The 21,908-nt window shown below is 62.1% G+C and carries 22 protein-coding genes, 1 tRNA gene and 1 pseudogene; 16 read left to right on the top strand and 8 right to left on the bottom strand.

Annotated elements, in window-relative coordinates; translation table 11 throughout:
- Positions 1-31: 31 nt before the first annotated feature.
- The 4 genes and pseudogenes from K6L26_RS30910 to K6L26_RS30895 all read left to right on the top strand — a co-directional run.
- Positions 32-439, top strand: a complete 408-nt coding sequence (locus tag K6L26_RS30910; protein WP_221853534.1) for a VOC family protein — start codon at positions 32-34, stop codon at positions 437-439.
- 209 nt (positions 440-648) lie between these two features.
- Positions 649-1,479: an alpha/beta fold hydrolase gene (locus K6L26_RS30905; RefSeq protein ID WP_245008810.1), complete on the top strand. Its 831-nt coding sequence runs from the start codon at positions 649-651 to the stop codon at positions 1,477-1,479.
- 167 nt (positions 1,480-1,646) lie between these two features.
- The gene (locus K6L26_RS30900) at positions 1,647-2,363 is read left to right on the top strand and encodes a cysteine hydrolase family protein (protein WP_221853532.1); all 717 of its coding nucleotides are present in this window, start codon (positions 1,647-1,649) and stop codon (positions 2,361-2,363) included.
- 173 nt (positions 2,364-2,536) lie between these two features.
- Positions 2,537-2,743, top strand: a pseudogene (locus tag K6L26_RS30895) (IS3 family transposase); the annotation flags it as partial.
- A 236-nt stretch (positions 2,744-2,979) separates the two neighbouring features.
- On the opposite strand, the gene K6L26_RS30890 reads toward K6L26_RS30895, so the two are convergent.
- Positions 2,980-3,633 carry a winged helix-turn-helix transcriptional regulator gene (locus tag K6L26_RS30890; protein ID WP_221853531.1) on the bottom strand — a complete coding sequence of 218 codons (654 nt, stop codon included), beginning with the start codon at positions 3,631-3,633 and terminating at the stop codon, positions 2,980-2,982.
- Positions 3,634-3,737: 104 nt separating this feature from the next.
- On the opposite strand from K6L26_RS30890, the gene K6L26_RS30885 reads away from it, so the two are divergent.
- From K6L26_RS30885 to K6L26_RS30865, 5 genes are all read left to right on the top strand, one after another.
- Entirely contained in the window at positions 3,738-4,241 is a 504-nt protein-coding gene (locus K6L26_RS30885) for a nuclear transport factor 2 family protein (protein ID WP_221853530.1), read from the top strand.
- A gap of 111 nt (positions 4,242-4,352) precedes the next feature.
- Positions 4,353-5,219, top strand: coding sequence for an alpha/beta fold hydrolase (locus K6L26_RS30880; RefSeq protein WP_245008799.1), 867 nt, complete (start codon positions 4,353-4,355; stop codon positions 5,217-5,219).
- Positions 5,182-6,210: an NAD(P)H-binding protein gene (locus K6L26_RS30875; protein ID WP_342394420.1), complete on the top strand. Its 1,029-nt coding sequence runs from the start codon at positions 5,182-5,184 to the stop codon at positions 6,208-6,210. The genes K6L26_RS30880 and K6L26_RS30875 overlap by 38 nt, the downstream gene beginning before the upstream one ends.
- Positions 6,211-6,261: 51 nt before the next feature.
- The gene (locus tag K6L26_RS30870) at positions 6,262-7,782 is read left to right on the top strand and encodes an amidase (protein WP_221853527.1); all 1,521 of its coding nucleotides are present in this window, start codon (positions 6,262-6,264) and stop codon (positions 7,780-7,782) included.
- Positions 7,782-8,078, top strand: a complete 297-nt coding sequence (locus K6L26_RS30865) for an MGMT family protein (RefSeq protein WP_221853526.1) — start codon at positions 7,782-7,784, stop codon at positions 8,076-8,078. The genes K6L26_RS30870 and K6L26_RS30865 overlap by 1 nt, the downstream gene beginning before the upstream one ends.
- A 518-nt stretch (positions 8,079-8,596) precedes the next feature.
- On the opposite strand, the gene K6L26_RS30860 is transcribed toward K6L26_RS30865, so the two are convergent.
- Positions 8,597-8,995 carry a transcriptional regulator gene (locus K6L26_RS30860; protein ID WP_221853525.1) on the bottom strand — a complete coding sequence of 133 codons (399 nt, stop codon included), beginning with the start codon at positions 8,993-8,995 and terminating at the stop codon, positions 8,597-8,599.
- A 461-nt stretch (positions 8,996-9,456) separates the two neighbouring features.
- Here K6L26_RS30860 and K6L26_RS32055 point away from each other — a divergent pair, with 461 nt between their 5' ends.
- Both K6L26_RS32055 and K6L26_RS30850 read left to right on the top strand, forming a co-directional pair.
- Entirely contained in the window at positions 9,457-9,732 is a 276-nt protein-coding gene (locus K6L26_RS32055) for a TetR/AcrR family transcriptional regulator (RefSeq protein ID WP_353962169.1), read from the top strand.
- Positions 9,720-9,860 (top strand): hypothetical protein, encoded by a 141-nt coding sequence (locus K6L26_RS30850; RefSeq protein ID WP_221853523.1) that lies wholly within the window; start codon positions 9,720-9,722, stop codon positions 9,858-9,860. Before K6L26_RS32055 ends, K6L26_RS30850 begins: the two co-directional genes overlap by 13 nt.
- A 382-nt stretch (positions 9,861-10,242) precedes the next feature.
- On the opposite strand, the gene K6L26_RS30845 is transcribed toward K6L26_RS30850, so the two are convergent.
- Together K6L26_RS30845 and K6L26_RS30840 are read right to left on the bottom strand one after the other, a co-directional pair.
- A complete protein-coding gene (locus K6L26_RS30845) occupies positions 10,243-11,070 on the bottom strand; it encodes an alpha/beta fold hydrolase (RefSeq protein WP_245008797.1) in 828 nt (275 codons plus the stop codon).
- An 89-nt stretch (positions 11,071-11,159) separates the two neighbouring features.
- Positions 11,160-12,155: an esterase family protein gene (locus K6L26_RS30840; protein WP_221853522.1), complete on the bottom strand. Its 996-nt coding sequence runs from the start codon at positions 12,153-12,155 to the stop codon at positions 11,160-11,162.
- Positions 12,156-12,308: 153 nt separating this feature from the next.
- On the opposite strand from K6L26_RS30840, the gene K6L26_RS30835 reads away from it, so the two are divergent.
- The 4 genes from K6L26_RS30835 (at position 12,309) to gjpA (ending at position 15,955) form a co-directional block, all read left to right on the top strand.
- Complete coding sequence (locus K6L26_RS30835; protein ID WP_221853521.1) at positions 12,309-13,151, top strand: dienelactone hydrolase family protein; 843 nt, start codon at positions 12,309-12,311, stop codon at positions 13,149-13,151.
- Between the two features lie 160 nt (positions 13,152-13,311).
- Complete coding sequence (locus K6L26_RS30830; protein WP_221853520.1) at positions 13,312-13,917, top strand: SGNH/GDSL hydrolase family protein; 606 nt, start codon at positions 13,312-13,314, stop codon at positions 13,915-13,917.
- Between the two features lie 24 nt (positions 13,918-13,941).
- A tRNA-Ala gene (locus tag K6L26_RS30825) sits at positions 13,942-14,012 on the top strand.
- 497 nt (positions 14,013-14,509) lie between these two features.
- Positions 14,510-15,955: an outer membrane porin GjpA gene (gjpA, locus tag K6L26_RS30820; protein WP_221852471.1), complete on the top strand. Its 1,446-nt coding sequence runs from the start codon at positions 14,510-14,512 to the stop codon at positions 15,953-15,955.
- Between the two features lie 326 nt (positions 15,956-16,281).
- Here gjpA and K6L26_RS30815 read toward each other — a convergent pair whose 3' ends face one another.
- The 4 genes from K6L26_RS30815 to K6L26_RS30800 are packed head-to-tail and all read right to left on the bottom strand — an operon-like array spanning position 16,282 to position 20,540.
- Positions 16,282-16,713: a DUF6262 family protein gene (locus tag K6L26_RS30815; RefSeq protein ID WP_221852469.1), complete on the bottom strand. Its 432-nt coding sequence runs from the start codon at positions 16,711-16,713 to the stop codon at positions 16,282-16,284.
- A complete protein-coding gene (locus K6L26_RS30810; protein WP_245008666.1) occupies positions 16,710-18,716 on the bottom strand; it encodes a tyrosine-type recombinase/integrase in 2,007 nt (668 codons plus the stop codon). Before K6L26_RS30810 ends, K6L26_RS30815 begins: the two co-directional genes overlap by 4 nt.
- Entirely contained in the window at positions 18,703-19,815 is a 1,113-nt protein-coding gene (locus tag K6L26_RS30805; RefSeq protein ID WP_221852467.1) for a tyrosine-type recombinase/integrase, read from the bottom strand. Before K6L26_RS30805 ends, K6L26_RS30810 begins: the two co-directional genes overlap by 14 nt.
- Positions 19,812-20,540: a hypothetical protein gene (locus K6L26_RS30800; protein WP_221852465.1), complete on the bottom strand. Its 729-nt coding sequence runs from the start codon at positions 20,538-20,540 to the stop codon at positions 19,812-19,814. The genes K6L26_RS30805 and K6L26_RS30800 overlap by 4 nt, the downstream gene beginning before the upstream one ends.
- Before the next feature lie 268 nt (positions 20,541-20,808).
- Here K6L26_RS30800 and K6L26_RS30795 point away from each other — a divergent pair, with 268 nt between their 5' ends.
- Entirely contained in the window at positions 20,809-21,906 is a 1,098-nt protein-coding gene (locus K6L26_RS30795) for an ImmA/IrrE family metallo-endopeptidase (RefSeq protein ID WP_221852464.1), read from the top strand.
- Positions 21,907-21,908: the final 2 nt, after the last annotated feature.

Genomic DNA, 21,908 nt, shown 5'->3' with positions numbered 1-21,908 from the left:
GTCGTTCGAGCTCGAGAAAAGAGGAATTCCTATGGCGTCTCCGACCAGCTTCCCAGCTCTCTCCCACGTCGCGTTGACGGTGCGCAACCTCAACATCAGCGTCCCTTGGTATCGAGCCCTGATCGGCGCCGATCCAGTCCTCGACGAACACACCGATGCTGGGTTCCGGCATGTGGTGTGGCAGTTCGACAATGGGACTTTGTTCGGAATCCACCAACACTCCCAGGTGGCAGACGGTGGCGCCTTTACCGAGTTCCGCGCAGGGCTGGACCACGTCGGCTTTGGGTGCGCTGACCGCGCCGAGTTGCAGGCATGGCTGCTCCGGCTCGACGACTTGGGGATCGAGCACGGCACGATCATGGACGCGCAGTACGGGTCGGGGTTGAGCTTCCGCGATCCCGACGGTATTGCACTGGAATTCTTCGCTCCCCCGGCCTGAGCCGAGGAGCGGACGCCGTCGGGCCACCGGTCGGAACGTGAATCAGAGAGGAAGGTGCTTTCAGTATGGGTATTGCGGAAGATGGCTCCGATCCAGCGTGCCAGACGGTGCTCCACCGTGACGGTATCGACACAGAGGGCTCGCTTCTGCGGCGGCCCAGTTTCAAACAGCGTTGGCCGATCCCACCGCCGATACCAGGTGTACGCCGCATGTCCGTGGCTGTACGTGGAATACACTTTCATGTCACGGAGGCAGGGCCGATCGATGGGAAGGTGATCCTCGCGCTACACGGCTGGCCTCAGCATCACTACGCCTACCGCCATCTGCTGGCTGATCCACCGCCTGGGTTGCGCATTATTGCGCCCGACCTACCTGGCTACGGCTGGTCGGGCCCCGCTCCGCATCGCTGGGCCAAGGAAGATGTTGCCACCGACGTGCTGGCCCTGCTCGACGCCCTGGGCATCAACCGAGTGCTGCTCGTTGGCCATGACTGGGGTGGCTGGGTTGGACACCTAATGGCGTTGCGCGCACCCGACCGGGTCGCTGCATTTCTAGCCTTGAACATCGCACACCCGTGGCAGCGGCCACGCGCCGCGCTGCGTCACATCTGGCGATTCGCCTTCTACCAACCGCCGATTGCCGGTGCCGGCATGTTTTTGCACCGATATACGCCGTTTCTGGAGAAGGTGATCTTCAGGCTGAACCCCGCGGGTCTCGATTCTGATGAAATCGGTTGCTACACCGATCAGTTCCGTGACCCTGTAGTCGCGCGCGCCGCCACCGATACCTACCGCACATGGCTGGTGCAGGAGCTGCCGGCCTTGGCGCGTCGACCCGAACGGCGACGCAGCCACGTCCCCACTCGGGCGCTGTTCGGCGTTGACGACGCCGCGATTCGTCATGAACTCGCCGATCCGAGCACTGCGAACGCCGACGATTACACACTCGAACTCGTCGAACACTGCGGGCATTTCATCGCCGAACAGCGGCCGGAACTGATCCGAACAAGACTCGAGGAACTGGCTACAAACTTCGCGTGACATACGCCCGCAATGGGCAATGGAAAGCTGGATCTTGTGACGGCATTGCCGTCGCTGTCATCACTATTGACATCGGCAGAGCCTCTCCTTCGTGCGCGTCCAACTCAATGTGATCCATACGGCAAGAAACAGATGAAAGTCCCTATACGAAAGGAACTTCCACTCCGATGTCGACCCCATCGATCTACGACGAGCCCACCGCACCAGCGCTGCCACCCTCAGACTTCGAGCTTGATCCCGCGCACGCCGCACTAGTTGTTACGGATCCACAGAACGACTTCCTGAGCCCAGACGGTGCCGCATGGTCGGTGTTTGGCCCCAGCGTCGAGGCAAACAACACTGTCGAGCACATCGATCAGTTGCTCTCGACTGCCAAGGACGCCGAAGTGACCGTCGCCATCTCCCCGCATTATTACTATCCGTCCGATCAGGATTGGCGATTCGGAGGACCGCTAGAGCGGTTCATGCACAACGTGGGGATGTTCGCCCGGAGCAACCCGCTCAGACTGGACGGCTTCGACGGATCCGGTGCTGACTATCTCGAACGATTCAAGGATCGGATCCAGGACGGCAAAACGGTCATTACCTCACCGCACAAGCTGGTCGGTCCGCAGTCCAACGACCTGGTCCTTCAACTACGCAAACGGGCAGTGACACAGGTCCTTCTGGCTGGCATGGCCGCGAATCTCTGCACGGAGAGCCACCTACGTGAACTGATCGAACAAGGATTTGAGGTGGTTGTTGTACGTGACGCCACAGCAGGACCTCAGCTGCCAGAAGGCGATGGGTACTTAGCAGCGCTGGTCAACTTTCGATTTTTGGCCTCAGCGACGTGGACCACTGCTCAAGCTGTAGCGGCCTTGTCGGGAGTCCAGTTGGCCTGACCCGATTGGTTGATCCATAGCTTGTGAGAGTCTTGCGGCCCACGCATTGTGGGCAGGAAGGTTCGACAAGATCATGGCGACGAGGAAGTGGCACAGTCCCGAGCAGATTGTGCTCAAGCTGATGGCTGCGGAACGTCGGCGGGCAGCCGTTCGTCACCTCCAGCGCGTGCTGGGGGCTGCGGGTTCCGCAGTGCCGCAAGCGTAAACGACACGGTACCACCACTGCGCCGCCGGCGGTGGTCGCTGATGCGCCCGACCGGGTGTGGGCAGTGGACTTCCAGTTCGATGTGACCACCGATGGGCGGCCGATCGAGATCGTGTCGATCATCGACGAGCATACCCGCGAATGCCTTGGCGGCATGGTCGAGCGCAGCATCACCGGTCAAGGTCCGCACTCCCCCCGCGGGACCAACTCGTCCGTCTTAGTACCGTCAGCAGCCGCTCACGGTTGGATTGCCTCGCGCAACCAGGTGAACAGTAGCTCAGTTGCGATATCTGTCAGATTGTCTTTGAGGTCGATGATGCGTACGGGTTGTGCACTAGGGCGATAGCTACTGGACGGTGTTACCTGTGGATTCAGGTACTCATGTCACAGTCGACAAGTTGATATTCGTGGTCAGACCGGTAATCCGAACGCGTGTGCCAGGGCAACCGTTGCGTCGGGATCGCCATCCACTGTGAGTTTTTCAGTGCCCAAGGATGATGCGAACGACACGCGTCCCTGGTCGATGGCCACGAGTGTGTCGGTGTCGGTTCGGATCGACGCTCGAGGTGCATCGATCGCACCTGCACAGATGCGAATGGTCGCGTTCTTGATTTCGATGCGATAGGAGCGATCGTCGATGTGCAACGCATAGGTACCGGCCGCGGCCGCGGCCGCGGCCGGATCGAAGCGTGCATGGAGGCCAAGGGCGAGCAGATCCGGCGCAACATAGACACCTTCGCCCGCGTTGACGCCGGCGTGGGCCATGCCCCAGCGGGAGAAGCCCATCAGCAATGGGCGGAGTTCCTCGCCCGCGGTAGTGAGTTCATAGACGGTTGACCCTGCCGGTGGCGGCAGCGTGCGTTTGGCGATGACAGCGGCAGATTCTAAGTGCTTGAGCCGTTCGGTGAGCATCGCGGTACCTATCCCGGGCAACCCCTCCAGCAGGTCCTTGAACCGCTGTGGGCCTAGCAACAAGTTGCGCAGCAACAGAAGTGACCAACGGTCGCCGAGCAGGTCGAGCGCAGCGGCAAGCCCGCAGTACTGGTTGTAGGAGCGTTTCGCCATCATGCCTACAATACAACATGAACCTTGCACTTCTAAAACACTAAGTGCTAACTTCATGTTCTGCGGATGATTCAACCCGTTGAACCGACAGTGAAGAGGATTTGATGACCGCGACGAAGACCACATCGAGGCCACCGATCAACGCGACGCAGTTCGCCGCCAATGTCGAACGCATCACCAACGAGGCGTCTTTCGACGAGGCGATCGCCTTGTTTCACGACGACGCGGTAACAGACTGGATCATCGACGGCGTTCGTGAGTATCACGTGGGCATCGATGCCATCCAGCGAGGTTTCACGGTGCTGACCGCACTGTGGCGCCAGCATCATCTACAAGTTCAAAAGCGCCTGGAATGCGCGTCGGCTGACACAATTGTGTTGACCTGGCGCGGTGGATTCCGCAACGACCACAGCCAATTCGGCACCGAAATCTGGACTTTCCGGGACAACCTGGTCATCCATCACCAGATGTACGGGTATCTGAATGTGCGCCCGCGTACCTCACTGACGGCTGCGGCGCGACTGTTCACCGTGTCACCACGCATCGCCCTGAGCGCTGTAAGTCAACAGGTCCGCTACGGGGGGATGCGCTCACTCATTCGGCCCTAGGACCCCACATAGCTGCACGAAACGTCAGTAGCACCAACCATTTCCAAACGAAAGCGAGAAACCACACTCATGACTTCATCAACCGCACGTCATAGCGCTGTATTGGGCACTGTGCACACAGCCAACCTGCAGCGCGGTGCCATCCGCTATTACGAGACCGGAACCGGATCACCAGTGGTATTCGTCCACGGCTTCATGATGAACGCCAACACTTGGCGTAATGTCGTACCCCAGATCGCTGCAGCTGGTCACCGCTGCATCGCACCGGATCTCCCCCTGGGTGCGCACAGCATCCCCGTGCCCTACGCAGACCTCACCCCACCCGGTGTCGCCGATCTGCTTGCGGACCTTCTCGACCAGCTCGAACTCACCGATGTCACCCTGGTAGCCAACGACTCCGGCGGGGTGGTCACCCAGAACCTGCTGGTGCGCCGTCCCGAACGGGTCGCCCGGGTCGTCCTCGCTTCGGTGGACTGCTACGAGGTGTTCCCGCCGGCCCGCTATCAGTGGTTGACCAAAGCCATCAAGATCCCCGGGGCCACCCGTGCCGTCACCGAGATCATGCGGATCCGCGCCCTGCAACGGCTTCCGTTCACATTCGGCCCTGCCACCAAACGGCCGGTCCCTGACGACGTCCTCGACAGCTTTCTGCTACCCAGCCGCACCAGCGCTGACATCCGTGCAGACTTGAGCCGTTTCGTAGCACAAGGGGTGAGCAACAAATTCACCCTCGACGTCGTGCCCAAATTCGCCTCCATCACCCAACCAGTCCTCGTCGCTTGGGCTCGCGAAGACCATTTGGTGCCAGCCGAATACGGTCAACGCCTGGCCACCGACCTGCCGAACGCAACCCTCAAATTCATCGAGGATTCCCACATGCTGGTGCAAGAAGATCAGCCCGACGTCCTGTCGGAGTTGGTGATCGAATTTCTGCGCCAGCATGAGACGCGCGCTGAAGCCGCGGCTCGCAGCAAGTAAGAGACGCATCCACCGCATGCCTCAATCACACGACGCCGAAGCCCGCTCAGCGCCCCGGCGCAAGTCATCGCTGAACACACTCATTGTCGGTGCCAGCGGTTTCAACGGCCGGACACTGTCGCACCGTCTTCAGATGAACCGACACCGAGTGCGGGGATTGGTTCGTGATGTGGCCAACGCACCAATCAGTCTTGACGATATCGTGCAAGGCGACGTCATCACCGGTGAGGGCCTCACGCAGGCTCTCACCGGTGTGGATGTCGCCTACTACTTCGTGCACTCCCTCGACCCCGGCGACGGTAGCACCGACGAACGCGATCTCCGCGCAGCACATACCTTTGCCAAGGCCGCGGCCGCCGCGGGTCTTCCTCGTCTCGTCTATCTCACTACATTGGCCCCACCAGCCGGGGCGACACCGCCGGCCTATCAACGCAACCGGCTGGCCGTCGAAAGCATTTTCATCGAGCACATCAACGACGCCATTATTCTGCGCTCCCCGTTGGTCCTCGGTTCCGGTTCGCGAGCACTACGGCCCTATCTTCGTTTGGTGCAACGCGTCCCAATGATTCCCATGGGCCCGTGGCGCTACAACCGTATCGCCGTCGTCGATGCAGCCGCTGTCGCAGAATTCCTTCTCGCAGCCGCTACAGCACCTGAATCAGCTGCCGGATCATGGGACATCCCCGCCTCCGCGCAACCGACCCACCTTCAGTTCATCCAACACATCGCCCACACGTTGGGCCTGCGCAGATTCACTCTCGGAACACCCGTTGCCAACGCGGCACTCGACGCCAGGCTGATGGCCGCAATCACCGGTGAGTCTTATCAGTTCTGTCGAACATTCATTACCGCAAACCAACTCGACTACATCGTCGATCCAACCCGCCAAGTGCGGTTTACCAACGTCGCTCCACAGCCACTGACAACAGCACTACAGGCGGCAATCTTGAATTGGAACGACCTGCCCCGATACCACCAGAGGCCGAAATAATGTATGCCACACACCCATTCAATGACGAGCGCTCGGCCTAGGTTCTGCACCATGAACGAGTACATGACCTACGACGCAGTAGGACTGGCCGAACTGATCAAACTCGGAGAGACCACGCCACAGGATCTCCTGACCGCCGCTCGAGAACGAGCGAACGAAGTAAACCCACGCATCAATGCGATAGTGACCGACATCAACCCGCCTGAACCGGCGGGAAGTTCCCACAACAGGCCATTTTCCGGTGTCCCTTTCCTAATCAAAGACGCCCTCCAACATCTCGCCGGCTATCCCACCAGCAACGGATCACGCGCCATGGCAAAGCTTCCTGCGACGGAATCAGCTACCGTAGTGCAGCGCTGGATCAACGCGGGCCTCGTCATCTTCGGCAAGACCAACACCGCGGAACTCGGACTATCCGGCGTCACAGAACCAGAACTCTTTGGCGCCGCCCGCAACCCATGGAACACCAACCACACACCAGGAGGTTCGTCAGGAGGTGCAGGTGCCGCCGTCGCCGCCGGAATTGTGCCCTGCGCTGGCGCAAACGACGGCGGAGGATCGATCCGCATCCCTGCTTCGGCCTGCGGATTGATCGGACTCAAAGTCTCACGTGGGCTCATACCTGCTGGCCCGACACAAGGAGAACACTGGAGCGGCGCCGGCACGGACGGAGTTATCTCCCGATCAGTGCGCGACACCGCGGCCATGCTCGACATCATGATCGGTCCCACACCACTCGCTCCGTACGTGTGCACCCGGCCATCCATCCCTTATCTCGATGAAGTCAAGCGCGCCCCAGGACGCCTCCGCGTCGCTGCATGCGTCGCTAACACGATCAACAAGACTCCCCACTCAGAGTCCGTCACTGCAGTACGTCATGCAGCGGACTTACTGAATCGTCTCGGTCACGACGTCGTTGAACTCGAACAATCCCCAATCGACGACGCCGCACTGATCCGCGACTTCGTCACAATTGTGTGGGCTCACTGCGCATTCGCAGTCGACGAGGCCAAGGCCGTCAGCGGATCTGGTGATACAGACTTCGAGCTTGCCACTCGCCTTGCTGCGGCGTTGGGTCGTGCAACCAAGCCCGCCGATCTCATTCGTGCCAGCCACCGGCGCCACGAATACATACGGCAACTAGCGAAATTCCAGGCGCAGTACGACCTACTCCTCACGCCCACCCTCGCAAGCCCACCACCCCGTATCGGCGCCCATGCCTTGCCAATGCAACGGCGCGGGATCCAACTCTTACTCGCCACGCGTGCCGCAGGTTTATTGCCCAAAGTCCCATCATTGCTCGACCAGTTGGTAGCTGATCATCTTGGTTGGATGCCCTACACCCAGCTCGCCAACATGACCGGCCGCCCTGCGATCACAATCCCTCTGCACTGGACGTCAGACAGTCTACCGATCGGCGTCCAATTCACAGGCCGACTCGGAGCCGAACGATTACTAATCCGGCTGGCCGCACAACTCGAACAAGCCCAGCCCTGGGCCGCACGCCGACCAAACCTCGAAGAGACTCAACGAACCAATCATCCACTTCCCGTCGATACAACCACCTTGTAATGCCACCAGTAGCAGAAGCCCATATCGAACACGTTCGCGCACTAGTCTCACAGATTCCACCCGGCCATATCGTCACCTACGGTGACATCGCCGAAGCCGCAGGACTTTCCAGCGCCCGCACAGTAGGTTGGATCATGCGTATCGACTCCAGCGACTTGCCGTGGCACCGAGTCATTCTCGCCTCCGGGCGACCAGCTCCGCATCTCGCAAACCGTCAACTCGAATTGCTACGCGCAGAAGGAGTCCTCGCAGACGACGGTCAGGTTGCGATCCACGAAGTCCGGCATCATTTCTGAGCACTTCTAGAGATTCGTCCGCTCATTGTCAAGATCGCCGATCACACATCGGGATCACTAAAAGCGTTGTGCTGTCGTCATTTCAAGACGATATCGGACTTTATTGAAGCGCGGAATGATGGTAGACCGGCAATGAGCGAGGGCGAAACCATCCCTACCGGATCAAGCCGTCGCAAGCACTCGGAACTAAGACCAGACCGCAGACGGTCGCGGTCGTCGCGTCATGCAGGACTGCGATGCCCTCGGGCGGGTGATTCTCCAGCGCCGATACTTACGCCTGTGCGCCGAACTACGTTGGTAGATCGACAAGAAAGAGTGCAGCAAGTGCCGTGTGCGAGGTCGCGACCGACAGCCGGGCAGAGCTAACCTAGCCGCCACCAAGCAACGTGCCCAAGAGCTCTTGCAGTCGAAGAGGCCGTGAATAGGATGCTTGATGCTCGACTGACAGCATGTCTGAGCAAGCAGCCGGCCGGGAACATCATGACTGCGTCAGTAAAGCCCATACTGGATAGCGCTTTTCAGCTGTCGAGGTGGTCCTTACGTCGCAGTTCCTCAACGTGCCGCGAGATCATGTGACGCGCCGTCGGCGACAACTCGGCCGCGCCGGCAACGATCCGCGAGATCTGTTCGTCGTGGCGTGTGGCTAGCCACATCAGATCAAAGTCGACTCGACTGTAGAAGTCGTCGTCTGTGAAGTAGCGCGGATCGACACGGAAGAACCCAGCAAGGGCCTCGATCGTCCTCGACGACGGGTTGGTGCGACTGCCGCTGCGCAATTGCGACATGTATGGCCTCGACATTTGGTAGCCGTGCATCCTGAGTGTCTCGATGACCTCGGTCGCGGTGTGCGGTCCCCGTCCAGGCGGATATACCCCTTCGAACAGGCGGTTAAGGCGTACTGAAAATGGTGTGTTCATCGATTCCGGACTCCTCCCTCACTCAAACTCCGAGTGCGTCCCCACAACGGACACATCGTATCTACGGACGAACCGTTTGACAGCAAATTCGCCGATTCACAATCGACGCATATCCACCTCGTCGCACAGAACCGCTTGAATCCCGGGTACTGCAGTTCGGATACCTGAACTATCCAGCAGCACAAGTAATTTTAGAAACACTTAGGCCGCACGCTGCAGTCCGTGTCATACACGGACATGTCCACGAAGCCCAGGAAGAACTACTTGTGGCGAAGTAATTCCGATCGCGCGCCGCGCATCAGCCCGAATCGGCGACGGGCGAGCCAGTTGTACTCCTAGGGCGCTGGCGTTCAACCGCTGATGCCCGAGAATCACTGCGCCACTGCATCGAGGATGTCGCGGTTGCGAGCGCCGAATGTCGCGGTGACGCGCGCACACGGTTGTTGTGTGCCGCGTGTTAGGTGTTCGTCTCCGTGGGCTACGAGGGGGCAACGTTTCAAGCGGTTGCCTTGCGGGCCAAAGTGACTCGACCGGCGGTGCTCTATCACTTCTCGGACAAGCGGTTGCTCTTTCGTGAAGTGGTTGCGCAGGCATCAAACGCGGTGATGTCACCGGGCATTGAGCGCGCGTGCGCGGGACCGACTCTGGCCGGTCAGATGACTGCCCCTTTTTTCGGGCTGCTCTGCCAGGCGATCCTGACAGCTTCTCAGAAGCAGCCATTTTGGTGGCGGCGATGATCGACTCGCGGCGCCGGGCCGAACTGCGGCAGACCGACGACGATGTGACGTCGAACGTTCGAACCCTCTTGTGCGTCGCGCGGCCGCGGCGGTGCGGCGTGGCGATCTACCCGCTGACACCGACGTGACGGCGATGACACGCATGCTCCTGTCGCTCACGTGGGGATTAGGATTTCCGGTTGCATTCATCGGGAAAACTGATGCAGTGCAAGCTATCACTGAGATCCTCGACTCACGTCCGGGGTTCGGCGACGATACTGTTGGCTAGATCTCAGCTCTCACGCGGATATCGTCGGTGAACCGTGACATTGACTCACTCATGCTTGAGTCGCTTCAGCGGAGTCGCGGTAGGCGTACCTTCTGCACTAACAGTCACAATCACGATCGGCTCGGACGGGAGTGGTGTGTCAGCAACAAAGTTCAGGTTGCACTGATTGGTTCAGAGGACCGCGTCGCTGTGAACGTGTCCGGCAGTGAGCGGAGATCGCCGGGACACCTTTTAGCGGCCATTCAGACCGAAGTAGCGTGGACAGATTGCACGAACGGCTGGGTGATGCGTAAGAACTGGTTCGGCATCGAGGAGAACGGGAGGTGCCCGGTGTTCATCACTTCCAACTGTGATCCGGCGATCAGCTTGTGCGCTACCTTGCCGTAGCGCAGCGGGATGACGGGATCGAGTTTTCCCCAGACGATCAACGTTGGTGCCGTGATTCCGGATGCACCTTCGGTGAGGTCGAAGCGGGGGTCGTTGAAGCTGCGCCACAATGAGGAATACGTCGCCTGTCCGGCTGCGGTGGTGGCGAATCGGATGACCCGCCCAACCACAGCGCGGTCGTTGTCGTTGGATGCCTTCATGTACGTGCGGATGATGCGCGGTAGCCAGCGTCGGGCCACCAATGAAGATCCGAACGCTCGGCAGTAGGCACGCGTGATCAGAGATCGTTTGGTGAATCCGCCCGGCTGGACTAAGACGAGTCCGGCAACCCGGTCGGGATGGTCCAGGGCCAGCCGGGCCGCCGCGTACCCGCCGATCGAGTTGCCGATGAACACGGCCGGCTCCAGGTCCAGTTTCTCGACGAACTCGGCAAGTGTGTCTGCAATCGCACCGGCGGTGACGTCGGTCTTGATACCGGACTGGCCGTGGCCGGGCCAATCGATGGCAATCACCCGGTAATGCTCGGCGAGCGCGGGAACGATCGGGTCGAAGTCACGGTGGTCGTGCAGATTGGCATGCATCAACACAACGGGTGGTCCCTCTCCTGTCTCCTCGTAGGCGACTTTTCCTGTTGTCATCAACAAGCTGTGCACCATGTTCTCCTTGAGCCAGTTGTCCTGCATCGTTGATACTTCCGAGATAGCATGTTGACCGGCCGGTCGGTCACATATATGACGCTACAAGCCGCTCCATTTGAGCGCAAGGAACGGGTCTATGCGGCCGGGGTAGCACCCAGGACGCGTTGCACGTCGGGCTTCATCTGTTGGAGTTGCAGGCCCCAATAGGCCCAACTGTGGGTGCCGCTGGTCGGAAAGTTGAACACTCCGTTCTTGCCGCCGGCGCCAAGATAGTGCTCTTGGAAACTTTTGCTCGTGCGGCCCAGGAAGCCTTCGAGAAACTTGGCGGCAGCAAGATTCCCCCCGCTGGTACCGGCGTCGAAGTCCGAGGGAACGCCCGCACCGGAGTAGATCCAGATGCGGGTGTTGTTGGCCACCAGCTTGTCGACATTGACATACGGGTCGTTGCGTTGCCAGGCCGGGTCACTGGAGGATCCCCACATGCCCGAGGGGCTGAAGCCCCCGGCATCTCCCATGGCGATACCGATCAGCGTTGGCCACCAGCCCTCCGAGGGATTCAGCGCACCGGAAAGCGAGGCTGCGTAGACGAATTGGTCGGGGTGCCAGATCGCCAGATTCAGGGAGGACGACCCCGCCATCGAAAGGCCCACCACAGCGTGGCCGGTGGCCGACACTGCCCTGTTGGCCTGAAGCCAGGCCGGCAGCTCCGCGGTCAGGAAGGTCTCCCACTTGTAAGTGAAGATTCCGGCCTTGCCCTTGGCGGGCTGGTACCAATCGGCATAGAAACTCGACTGCCCGCCGACCGGCATGATCAGTGACAACCCGGATCCGTCGTACCAGTCGAACGCCTCGGTGTTGATGTCCCATCCGTTGAAGTCGTCCTGTGCCCGCAATCCGTCGAGCAGATAGACCGCATGCGGCCCTCCGTACTGAAACTGAATCCGGATGTCTCGCCCCATCGACGGCGAGGGCACATCCAGATACTCCACCGGAAGACCTGGTCGCGAAAATGCCTGCGCCGTAGGCACTTCTGCAAACACTCCCAACAATCCGAGCAGGGCTCCCCCTGCGGTGGCTGCGACTGCCAGGCGGCGCGACAATCCCCACAACTTCACGACAAATCTGTTCATGGTCGCCTCATCCGTATTGGAACGATTTGATTGACCGACTGGTCGGTCATAAGTTTAATGTACCCCAGTGGCATCGTCGACCGCTGATGTGTATGAGCCGTCCCGACGCACTGCCGCGGTTCAGACCAACCTCGACAAGGAAGGACGCCGGCGATGGCCGACGATCGTCTCGACGATTTCAGCTGTGGTGCGTTCACTCACGCAGGTAGCACACGAACGGTGTTCCGGCTGGGCTCTGGACCCGCCGTCATCGTGATGGCAGAGATGCCCGGAATTACCCCGCGGGTGCTCGAATTCGCCCGCAGGTTGCCAGAACTCGGGTGCACTGCGGTCGTGCCACACCTCTTCGGGGTCCCGGGCCTTGACCCCAACCCGAACGCGCACGGAAAGTTGGCCGCTGCCACGAACTTTCTCGGTTCGGCCGTTCGGGTTTGTGTCAGCAAGGAGTTCCTCACGCTGGCGTCCGGGAGGACATCACCGATTGTCGACTGGTTGCGCGCCTTGGCCGCCGATGAACACCAACAGTGTGGTGGGCCAGGCGTCGCGGCGGTCGGCATGTGTTTGACTGGCGGTTTTGCGCTGGCCATGGCGGTTGACGACCGGCTCATCGCGCCTGTGCTTTCCCAGCCCTCGTTGCCGCTCCCTTTGACCCGGCAGCAGAGGCGTTCCATGGACATCGGCCCTGACGACCTCGCTCGCGTCAAACAGCGTTGCGCGCATGGATTATCAGTTCTGGGCTTGCGGTTCCGCAGCGACATTTTTGTGCCCGACGAACGGTTTGCCTTCCTCCGCGAACAACTCGGTGACTCATTCATCGCCGTAGAACTCGATGATCAGGACGCAAATCCCGCCGCTGCGCTGCCGCCACACTCGGTACTCACCGAGCACCTCATCGACTCCCCCGGGACAGCGACACATGCTGCGTTGCATCAGGTTCTGAGCTTCATCCGCCAGCGCCTGGTTCAGACCGAACAGGTCGACAATTCAGCACCATAGAACGATGCATGGATCCATCGCACACGTGCTCGGGTGTCGACTTGCCACGTCCGTGGCAGCGGGCCGGGCTTTGGGACTCTGCCTTTGACTACAGGCCCCACCGGTATGGCGGGCCCTTACCGCTACTCAAGTCTTTTTCGCCAAACAGATTGGAATGACTATGGCTTCGCGAACAATCTTGTGTGTCGGCGACAGCAACACCCGCGGCCAATACGGCGTCGATTATGTGGCGCCGCTTGCCGCACGGCTGCGCTCCCACGACGTCACCGTGACCGGCGCTGGAGTCAACGGTGACTGCTCGGCGAATGTGCTGCAGCGCCTCGATTCGATCATCAAACAGCGGCCCAGCGCTGTTGTCATCCTGATCGGCACAAACGATATATGGAGCACGCTCAGTGAGAAGAACGCAGGCAGGATGGTCCGACGCAAGCAGTTGCCCGCAGCGCCCACCCTTGGCGTGTTCCGGGAAAACCTCGCAGCCATCACGAGACGGCTGCGTGCCCAGACAGATGCGCGGATTGCACTGATGTCACCACCCGTGCTGGGGCAGGACATCGCCTCACGGGCCGGTCATACTGGTCAACGATTCAGCGTTGCCGTTGAGGAGGTCGCTGCGGCGCACGATGTTTCGTACCTGCCGCTCCATGAACGTCAGTGCGGATACCTGGCCGTAAGCAACGCCCCAACAGTGCCGCTGCCGCCTGGCACCCTCGAACGAATCTTATCTGTAGGAGACGGAGATAGAAGTGGATATGACCAGCGGTGATGCCGTCATGGTCATGTCCGTGACGGGGCCATAGTTCAACGGTAGAACGGGGCCTTTGCAAGGCTCAGATCGGGGTTCGATTCCCCGTGGCTCCACTTTTGGCGACAGCGCCACGACCTGACGCGGCCACCCAGCTGTGTCCCGCTCGATCACCGGCATACCTAATCTGGTCGACGCCCAGGTCAGAAATACGTGCATCGCCCAGATCAGGTTCACAGACTTTCCGAGTGACAGGCATTAAAGGCTGTCCTGCGGCGGTTCGGGAGTGGGCGGGGGCCGCAACAAAGTGTTACTGACACCCCGAGACTGTCGGTAACACGTTTCAGTTTGACCAGAGGTCGTCACCGCTTTCGGTGCTTCTCCAGCGTACTGAGGTTCTCGTGTGCGCCCGAAATCCGCACGGGGGATCGTAAAAGCGGGTCAGGTCATCATGCGGCCTCACGCCCCATCGTAGCGGTGCGGGCGGCATACGAATTGAAACGAGTTCTAGAAATCTGCTGATTTTCAGGTTGCTCTCAGCTACGGTTCGGCGGGTAGGTGTTAACGACCCCGTCAAAAGGACATAATCTTGCAGCCCACAATTCGTCCCTTCGTGACCGCCGGTGTGGCGATGGCCGCCGCCGGTGCGGTCGCGTTTACGCCCCTAACCATGCCCCCCCCGGACGTCCAGATAGCCGCAAACCAACCGGTTACTGCCTCCGTTGAGCTGACTGCGGCCGCCGACTTCCTCACCCGATGGGCAGAGGTTTTCAACGACACCGCAGCCAACGCCACCAAGGTTTCCGAGTTCTATTCCAAGGCGCCCGCCGCGGCGCTGCAGCAGGCGATCGTCAACCAGATCGACGACCTCCGCGCCATCATCAACGACCCGGCCAGCATCGGCGACGTGATCTCGGCCAATGCCGCCCTGCTGCAGGACGTTATCCAGGCCACCACCTTCTCCGGCGACCCATTTGGATACCCACCGGTTCTTTCACCTGCCTTCGAAGCGTTGGAGCAAACCCTGGACCCCCAGCACATGCTCATGCTGCTGGCAATCAACGGCTGGCCGATTCCCATGGAGCTCCCCGAGATCCCCGCAGCCGTTGCTTCTCTCCTCAATTTCGCGGCCTCCCCACTAAGCGGCGCGCTGATCGGGGTGGTAGGGCCGATGCTCAGCCCAGGTGTGGCGGCCCTCAACAGCGTTCTTGCCGGGGACCTGCTCAACCTTCCCGCCAATGTCGTCGACGGTTTCTTTAACGGCGCCACCCTCAACCTTGACGCGGCGTTGCCTCTGATCTCCGGATCTTTGCCGCCGGGCATGGACATCAAATCGCTGAGCATCGAGCTCGGCGGCCTATTCAGCACGGGATCGGTGGGAAATGACGCGGCCCCCGGCGGCTCCATCTTCAACGCGGTAACCCTTGTCCTCGATCGAGGTAACTCGGACCTGACCTTTGCCGGCCATCGGCTCGGGCCGATCGCGGCCTTGGCGAACCTCTCTCAGATCATCGCGAAGACAACAGGCTGGGACGGGACTGGCAACCCGCTGGACGAGCTGTCCGAGCCGGCAAGTGGCACGACGACTGCTGTGGCTGCCAAGGCCGAGGATGGCCCGGCGGCACTGCCGTCCGCGCCGCGTAAGTTGGCGGCGCTCAATGTGTCTTCGGATGGCGCACCGGAAGTCAAGAGCCTGAGCCTGGCAGAGGCGCCGGCGGTGGACAACGACACGGAGGCTGATGCAGCGAAAGCGGTTGAGGTGAGTACCGAGTCCGGCATTGAGAACTCCGCTGAGGGCGCTACCGGTCAGGTTGTGCGTGAAAGCCCCAAGGCTGAGCCCGGGAAGATCGGCACTGCACGGGTGAAGCCGTCGGCGAAGCTCAAGGAGTCCATTGATTCCGTTGGTGGCAAGGTGAATTCGACGGTCAAGAAGGTTCGTGACGGGTTGAAGAGCGGGTTCAGCAAGCCAGCCAAGAAGAATAGTGTTGCAGGAACTAAGAAGAGCGCGGGCTCTGACGGCGCCGGCGCCGCAGGCTCGGGCGGCGACAGCGACAAGTAGCCCAACGGCCGATCAGCCCCCTGCGATGCAGGGGGCTGATTGCGTTTGTGAGAGTCACTCCTCGCCGAGGACTGGCTATGGTCAACCGGAGGTCGACCCGGTGGTCAACGACGAGTTGCTTGGTCCGGGGCGTTCTCGTTGAATCTGTGGCATCGGATTCCGAACAAGCACCGGTCGGTTCGGACAGGCCACCTGCGGTAGTCCGTGCCGCGTGGCCAGGTCCGCCGCAGATGGCGGCAACCGCCTGGGCAACCAGATTCCGTGGTGCCATCTGCATGAGCGCTAAGCCGTAGCGGGGCTGTCACGCTCTATCGGTCAGCACCCGCTCAGCCATCGGTAGCGGGCCGCGCTCGGGGAGCGGAGGTATGACGGTGGTTGAGGTCGAGGACACGGCTGCGGAGGGCCTCGTTCTCGGTACGCAGCACCGCAACTTCTTCGGCGAGGTCGCGGTTGCGGTGCAGGGCTACTTGGAGTTTGGTGCGCAGCGACTCGACTGTGGCCGCAGCAGGGTTCGGTGTGTGCAGGTCGCCGGTCGCTCGGCGACGGTGCTCGCTGATATCGCGCCGAAGGTCGGTGTGCTGATACAGGAAGCTGGTCGATACTCCCGCGGTGCGTGCGATGGAAACGAATGTGATCGGCTGCCCGGCGGCGTGCAGTTTGGTGATGGCCCGGCGGGCGCGGGCGGTCGCGTCAGCCGTGCGGGCCGCGGCGGCTTCGGTAAGGCGGGCAGTCCGCTGTTGGCGGTCGTCGGTGGTCACGGGCGTTCCGGGCTGTCGGGGTCGAGTTCGGCGATCAGCTTGGTGACTTTGGCGAGCATGGTCGTGTTCAGCTCGACCGCTTCGGTGTCACCGCGTTCACGAGCATCGTCGGTGAGGCGCTGCAGTTGGTCTCGGTGAACGATATGAGCGCCGAGGAAGACCCGGCCGCCCGGGTCGTGGAAGGAGCAGTCCAGGCAGGGGTTGGGCCGAAACTCGCAGCGTTGCGCCGACGGCAGCGTGCAGAACCCGTTGGGCAGGGCCGCGGCGAATCGTGCGCGGAGCCGCTCAACACCCGCGTCGCCCCCAGACCGGTTCTCGGGCTTGTTGTCCCAGAATTCGCGTGCCTTGCGGGCCAGCGTGTCGTCGGTTATCCGAGCGTACGTCGAGGTCATGGTGTCGCTCTGATGCCCGAGGAAGTCGCGCACTTCCTGTTGGGTCCATCCGTTGTTGAGCAGGGTCATCCCGACGGTGTGCCGGAATCGGTGGACGTCCCCTCCGGAGATCGGCTCACCGGTGATCGCCGACGAGATGATTCCATGTTCGCGAAAAAGGACTGAGAGACGGTGCCGCAGACCGCTGGTGGACCAGGGCTGTGTGCGTCCGACGGCGGCGCTCGATCGCGCCCCGGGGAACAGGTGCGTGGCCTCGGGGCCGTAGGTGTCTCGAACGCGGGTCTGCTGCGCCAAGATGACGGTGGCCAAGGTGTCTGGGATGGGAAACCGGCGCCATGCGTTGGTTTTGGTCATCCAGTACTCGATCCAGTAGCCCCCGTCGCAGTGGTGCAGGCAGTCGAGCGGGAGGGCGACCAGTTCGGAGATTCGGCAGCCCGCCCATCGCGTCGTGGCAATCATCGCCCGCAGTGTCGGGTCGGTTTCGGGGTTGTCGACGATCAGGGTGTCGATGCGCTCGACGACGTCCGGCGGGAACGGGCGAGGGTTGCGAGTCTTGCGGTGGACGTTCTCGCCGCGGCGCAGAAACATCGCCGAGCCCAGGTCGCAGACGAGCCCGGTCTCGTGCAACGACTCCAGCAGGTATGCGCCGGTGTTGGCCAACCGGGCGTCCGCGTCGGTGTCGCTACGGCGGGTCCAGGCCAGGTAGTCAAGGAACAGCGAACGGGTCACCGAGGGTGGATCGGGAACCGTGCCGTCGGTGGTGAGGAATCGGGCCAGCTGGCGGGTGGCGCGCACCCATTGGGTGAGGGTTCCCCAGGACAGGGTGGCGGTGGTGAGCTGTTGTCGTGCAAGCTTTTTGACGGCTACCTTAAGCCAGGGCACCGGTACCGATGACCAGTCGACGGCGGTGTGCGTGGATCCCGATTGGGTGGCGTCGAGGACGAACTCGAATTGATCGCGCCAGTGCCAATGATCGCTGGTCCACGCGTCGGGGTTGGTGGCGCCGTCGAGCAGGCGGAAGAAGCTCCGGATGTACGGTGCGCACAGCGTGTCGAACGAGCTGGCATGCGGCCAGTGCTGTCGGCAGAGCAGAAGCCAATCGTGCACGGGCCGTTCGGTCAGCGAATCCGTGACCCGGCCGTCGGCCGCATCGACGAGCACCATGAGGACGCGGCGGAGGCTGGCGTTGGGCGTCCAGTCGCCTCTCCCGACCTTGGTGGCCACGACGAACCGGACCTCGTCGGCAGCCGTCGGCGGGAACCGACGGAAGTCGACTACTTGGGTGCAAGTGCGGCCGCGTGGCGGCCCTACCGGTGTCGACCCGGTCTGGGCCCAGGCCGTGAAGTCGGCCGGCTGGCCGGCGCGGAACCATTGGAAGTAGTGCGCGTAGCACAGTCCTGACGTGGCGGCGGAGTTGCTGCGGGGGCCGCCCAGCCAGTATTGGGGGCCGTCGCAGCCGTCGACCGCGCATGGGTCGACGGCCTGCCTGCGGCGATCCCCTGCCACCTCGACCACCTGCCAGGTCGGCTGGCACCATGGGCCGTCGGGGACCCGCAGTGTCGGATGGGAGCGCACGCCGCGGGATTCGGTCCGGGACTCACCGCGTGTCATTGCCAGCCCTGTTCTGCGGTGCCCGCCACACCAGATGCTCGGTACGGCGCAGCCGCTCGGCCAGATCATCGCCGGCAAGGTGGATGTACACGTCGGCGCTGGCGGCGTGCGATTGGCCGAGTCGGGCGGCGATCTCGGCGGCCGTCCATCCGGCCCGCGCCAGCGCCGTGGCGTGGGTGTGACGCAGCATGTGGGGATGCAGGTCGTCGACGCCGGCGGAGGTGCCGATGCGCTCCACCAGCTGGTAGGCGTTCGAGTACGACAACGGACCACCCCGCGGGCGCCGGGACAGGTTCACGAACACGTAATCGCTGTCCACATCGGCGAGTTCGCCGAGCAGGTATGCGGCGTACAGGTCGAAAAAGCGCCGCGGTGCCTCCACGGTGAACTGCGCCCGCTGCTTGGACAAGGCCCCGTTCTGGTTGTCTTCCCGGCGGCAGACCCGCACTCGTCGGCGCATCGGGTCCAGGTCACCGTGGCGCAGCCCCAACGCTTGCCCCACCCGCAGCCCCAGGTCATACAGGGCAGAGAGCAGCAGCCTGTCCCGGTCAGTGGACGCTGACTCCAGTAGCCGCGTGAAGTCGGTCTCGAAGTCGATCACCTGCACCGTCTCCGCTGCAGCCTTGCCCGGTCTCGTCAAGCGTGACACCTCGCTGGGGCGGCGCCGCTCGACGTGTGCGAGGAAGCTGTGCGATCGGCGCGGCAGCCTCGACGGGTTGCGGGTCAGCACCAAGTCGAGCGGTCCCCGGCCTTCGACCCGGTGGAACTCGTAGAACTCTCGGATGCCCGCGCTGACTGCTTTCACCGTTGCTGGTGATCGGCCGTTACGCCAGGTTTGCAGCGGCGGCAATCCCACTGACAGCGCCCCGACAAAGTCGCACAACCCGTCGAAGACGACGGCATCCCAAGCGATTCCGCGTGCCGAGAGCCACCGGTAGAACAAGCTCAGATGCCGTGCATAGGACCGGACGGTGTTCTGTGAGCGTCCCACCGCCCGCAACCAGTGCAGGAACTGCTCGACCTCTGCGATCGGCAACCCATGATCGTCGACCACCGTCCACGACGGTTGCCCGTGCACGGTCACCGGCGCCGCCCTCACTGGGCGTCCCCGGCGTCCTTCGAGCGCTGCGGCGGCTGAATCTCGATGCCTGGCTGGAGGCGCTCCTGTGCGTCGCGGGCCGGCAACGGTGCCACCGCGTGCATGTCGGCGGGCAGCTCTCCTGGCAGCCACTTCATCTTGCGCTTGCGCCAGGACGCGAGCTGGGCTTGGGCTTTGGCCATGGGAACTTCGAATCTGGCCCAGTCGACGCTGGGGGCGCTGACCCAGATCCGGCGGATGTGCGCATCGGTGTAAGGGTCGTAGTCCCACGTCAATTCGCAATGCGTGGGATTGCCTATCAGAGACGAGGTTTCGGCATCGATGAGCCGCAAGGTTTCGGAGTCCTGGTTGCAGAACGCGGTGCGTCGCGCATTGGTCGGTTCCATCTCGTAGTGGTGGATGGCCATGTAGGTCTTGCCGTGGCTGCTGATCATCGGCCACCGATGCGGTTTCGACACGATATGACCAGGCGGGTGCATGCCCTGCGTGCCCAGCCACACCGCAGTGCTTGCCGCAGTGAGACCGGCGACATGCGAACCCCGGAGCAGCCCGTGCAACTCGGTGCGCAGGTGCGCAGCGTGCCGCTCGGACAGGGCATTCCAGTCATCGACAGCGGCAAGGAGCAGCGCTGCGACCCCGGTAGTGACCTGCCGCAGCAAGCGGGTCGCCTCCTTACGCGACACCGCGCGGTCCCGCGGCTCGGAATCCTCAAAGAGCGCCGTCACGACTGCACCTTTCGATTGAAAATCTTGCCCAGAATCGTGCTGACCGTGGTAAGGTTTGTCGCGTGCGCCACGCCGTACCAGCACACGTGCATATCGGTGGCGAGATCACCGCTACGGTGAGTTCTGAGTCACACCAGCCACTCTTGTCGCAGGCCGGACAGCCACAGAATCGAGAAAGACGCAGATCACACGGTGTTTCTGCAGAGCTCCGGCTCGACGGAGGGTTAGTGTCCAGACACGAGCACCGAGACGGATGGGGAGTTGATCTGTGACGGCACCGGAGCCCTACGCTGAGGCGAACAACGTGATGGTGCAGCTGACCAGACTCGCCTGCGGATGGTCGAAGAAGAAGTTGGCCGACCAGGTCGGTGTATCGGCGTCACACGTAAGCAAGGTCGAATCCGGTGTCCTGCCTCTGGCCGGGAAAGCCCTGCTCGATTACGCGCGAGTCCTGCAGTGCCCACCCGAGGCGTTGTGCGTCCCGTTCACCCGGTCGCCGGCCGAAGGCACCCACTTCCGCGCCAATGCCAGCACCGCGGAGTGGAAACGTGACCGCGTGTGGGCGCGAGCGAACCTCATCGCGATGCGGCTCGGGCGCATCGAAGCGCGTGCGGACATCGAACCTCTGCTCGCGCTCCCCGAACTCGACCCCGCTGACTACGCCGCCGAGCACGGCGAAATCACCGCCGCGCAGGTACTGCGGCGCCTCTGGCGGGTGGCCGGCCCGATCCGTTCCATGGCCGAATTACTGGAAGCCGCAGGAGTTTTCGTTATCCTCGAAGACTTCGCCGACCGCGAGATCGACGCCGTAACCCTGCGGGCAAACCAGCACCATCCGCATCTGGTGTACGTCAACGCAGCCCTGCCTCCCGACCGCATGCGGATGACCCTCGCCCACGAACTCGGCCACCTCGTGATGGACGCGATGACCCTGGTCAGCCCAACAGAGACCGAACGCCGAGCCACCGCCTTCGCCGCCGAATTCCTGGCGCCCATCGATGACATCGCGTTCGACCTGGACCGGGTCTCCATTCGCACCGTCCACGAACTCGACGAGCTGCGCCTGACCTGGGGTGTGAGCGTGTCGTCACTGGTCATGCGTGCCCGCGAACGCGGCATCCTCTCCGACTATCAGTACCGATCCATGTTCCGGCTACTCAACGAGACCGGCCGCATGTACGGGAACCGGGCCGGCGTCGCCGCCGAACAACCCAAACTCACCAGCTCAGTGCTCGAACAACTCCTGGCGGCCGGATACACCAACGCCGAACTCGACGAAATCACCCTGCTCACAAGCACACAACGCGCTGACCTATTTCGCACCGCCAGCGATCAACCCGTCACCCGACACCTCACCATGGTGTAAAG

The sequence above is a fragment of the Mycobacterium farcinogenes genome, assembly GCF_019739075.1.
In the GTDB taxonomy this organism is placed as follows: Bacteria; Actinomycetota; Actinomycetes; order Mycobacteriales; family Mycobacteriaceae; genus Mycobacterium; species Mycobacterium senegalense.
This window is presented reverse-complemented; position numbering and strand designations above follow the sequence as displayed.

Excerpts from the sequence above, each read along its gene's own strand:
- K6L26_RS30910 (WP_221853534.1), top strand. The coding sequence starts at position 32 with ATGGCGTCTCCGACCAGCTTCCCAGCTCTCTCCCACGTCGCGTTGACG.
- K6L26_RS30905 (WP_245008810.1), top strand. The coding sequence starts at position 649 with ATGTCCGTGGCTGTACGTGGAATACACTTTCATGTCACGGAGGCAGGG.
- K6L26_RS30900 (WP_221853532.1), top strand. The coding sequence starts at position 1,647 with ATGTCGACCCCATCGATCTACGACGAGCCCACCGCACCAGCGCTGCCA.
- K6L26_RS30890 (WP_221853531.1), bottom strand. The coding sequence starts at position 3,633 with ATGGCGAAACGCTCCTACAACCAGTACTGCGGGCTTGCCGCTGCGCTC.
- K6L26_RS30885 (WP_221853530.1), top strand. The coding sequence starts at position 3,738 with ATGACCGCGACGAAGACCACATCGAGGCCACCGATCAACGCGACGCAG.
- K6L26_RS30875 (WP_342394420.1), top strand. The coding sequence starts at position 5,182 with ATGAGACGCGCGCTGAAGCCGCGGCTCGCAGCAAGTAAGAGACGCATC.
- K6L26_RS30870 (WP_221853527.1), top strand. The coding sequence starts at position 6,262 with ATGAACGAGTACATGACCTACGACGCAGTAGGACTGGCCGAACTGATC.
- K6L26_RS30865 (WP_221853526.1), top strand. The coding sequence starts at position 7,782 with ATGCCACCAGTAGCAGAAGCCCATATCGAACACGTTCGCGCACTAGTC.
- K6L26_RS30860 (WP_221853525.1), bottom strand. The coding sequence starts at position 8,995 with ATGAACACACCATTTTCAGTACGCCTTAACCGCCTGTTCGAAGGGGTA.
- K6L26_RS30845 (WP_245008797.1), bottom strand. The coding sequence starts at position 11,070 with ATGCAGGACAACTGGCTCAAGGAGAACATGGTGCACAGCTTGTTGATG.
- K6L26_RS30840 (WP_221853522.1), bottom strand. The coding sequence starts at position 12,155 with ATGAACAGATTTGTCGTGAAGTTGTGGGGATTGTCGCGCCGCCTGGCA.
- K6L26_RS30835 (WP_221853521.1), top strand. The coding sequence starts at position 12,309 with ATGGCCGACGATCGTCTCGACGATTTCAGCTGTGGTGCGTTCACTCAC.
- K6L26_RS30830 (WP_221853520.1), top strand. The coding sequence starts at position 13,312 with ATGGCTTCGCGAACAATCTTGTGTGTCGGCGACAGCAACACCCGCGGC.
- K6L26_RS30810 (WP_245008666.1), bottom strand. The coding sequence starts at position 18,716 with ATGACACGCGGTGAGTCCCGGACCGAATCCCGCGGCGTGCGCTCCCAT.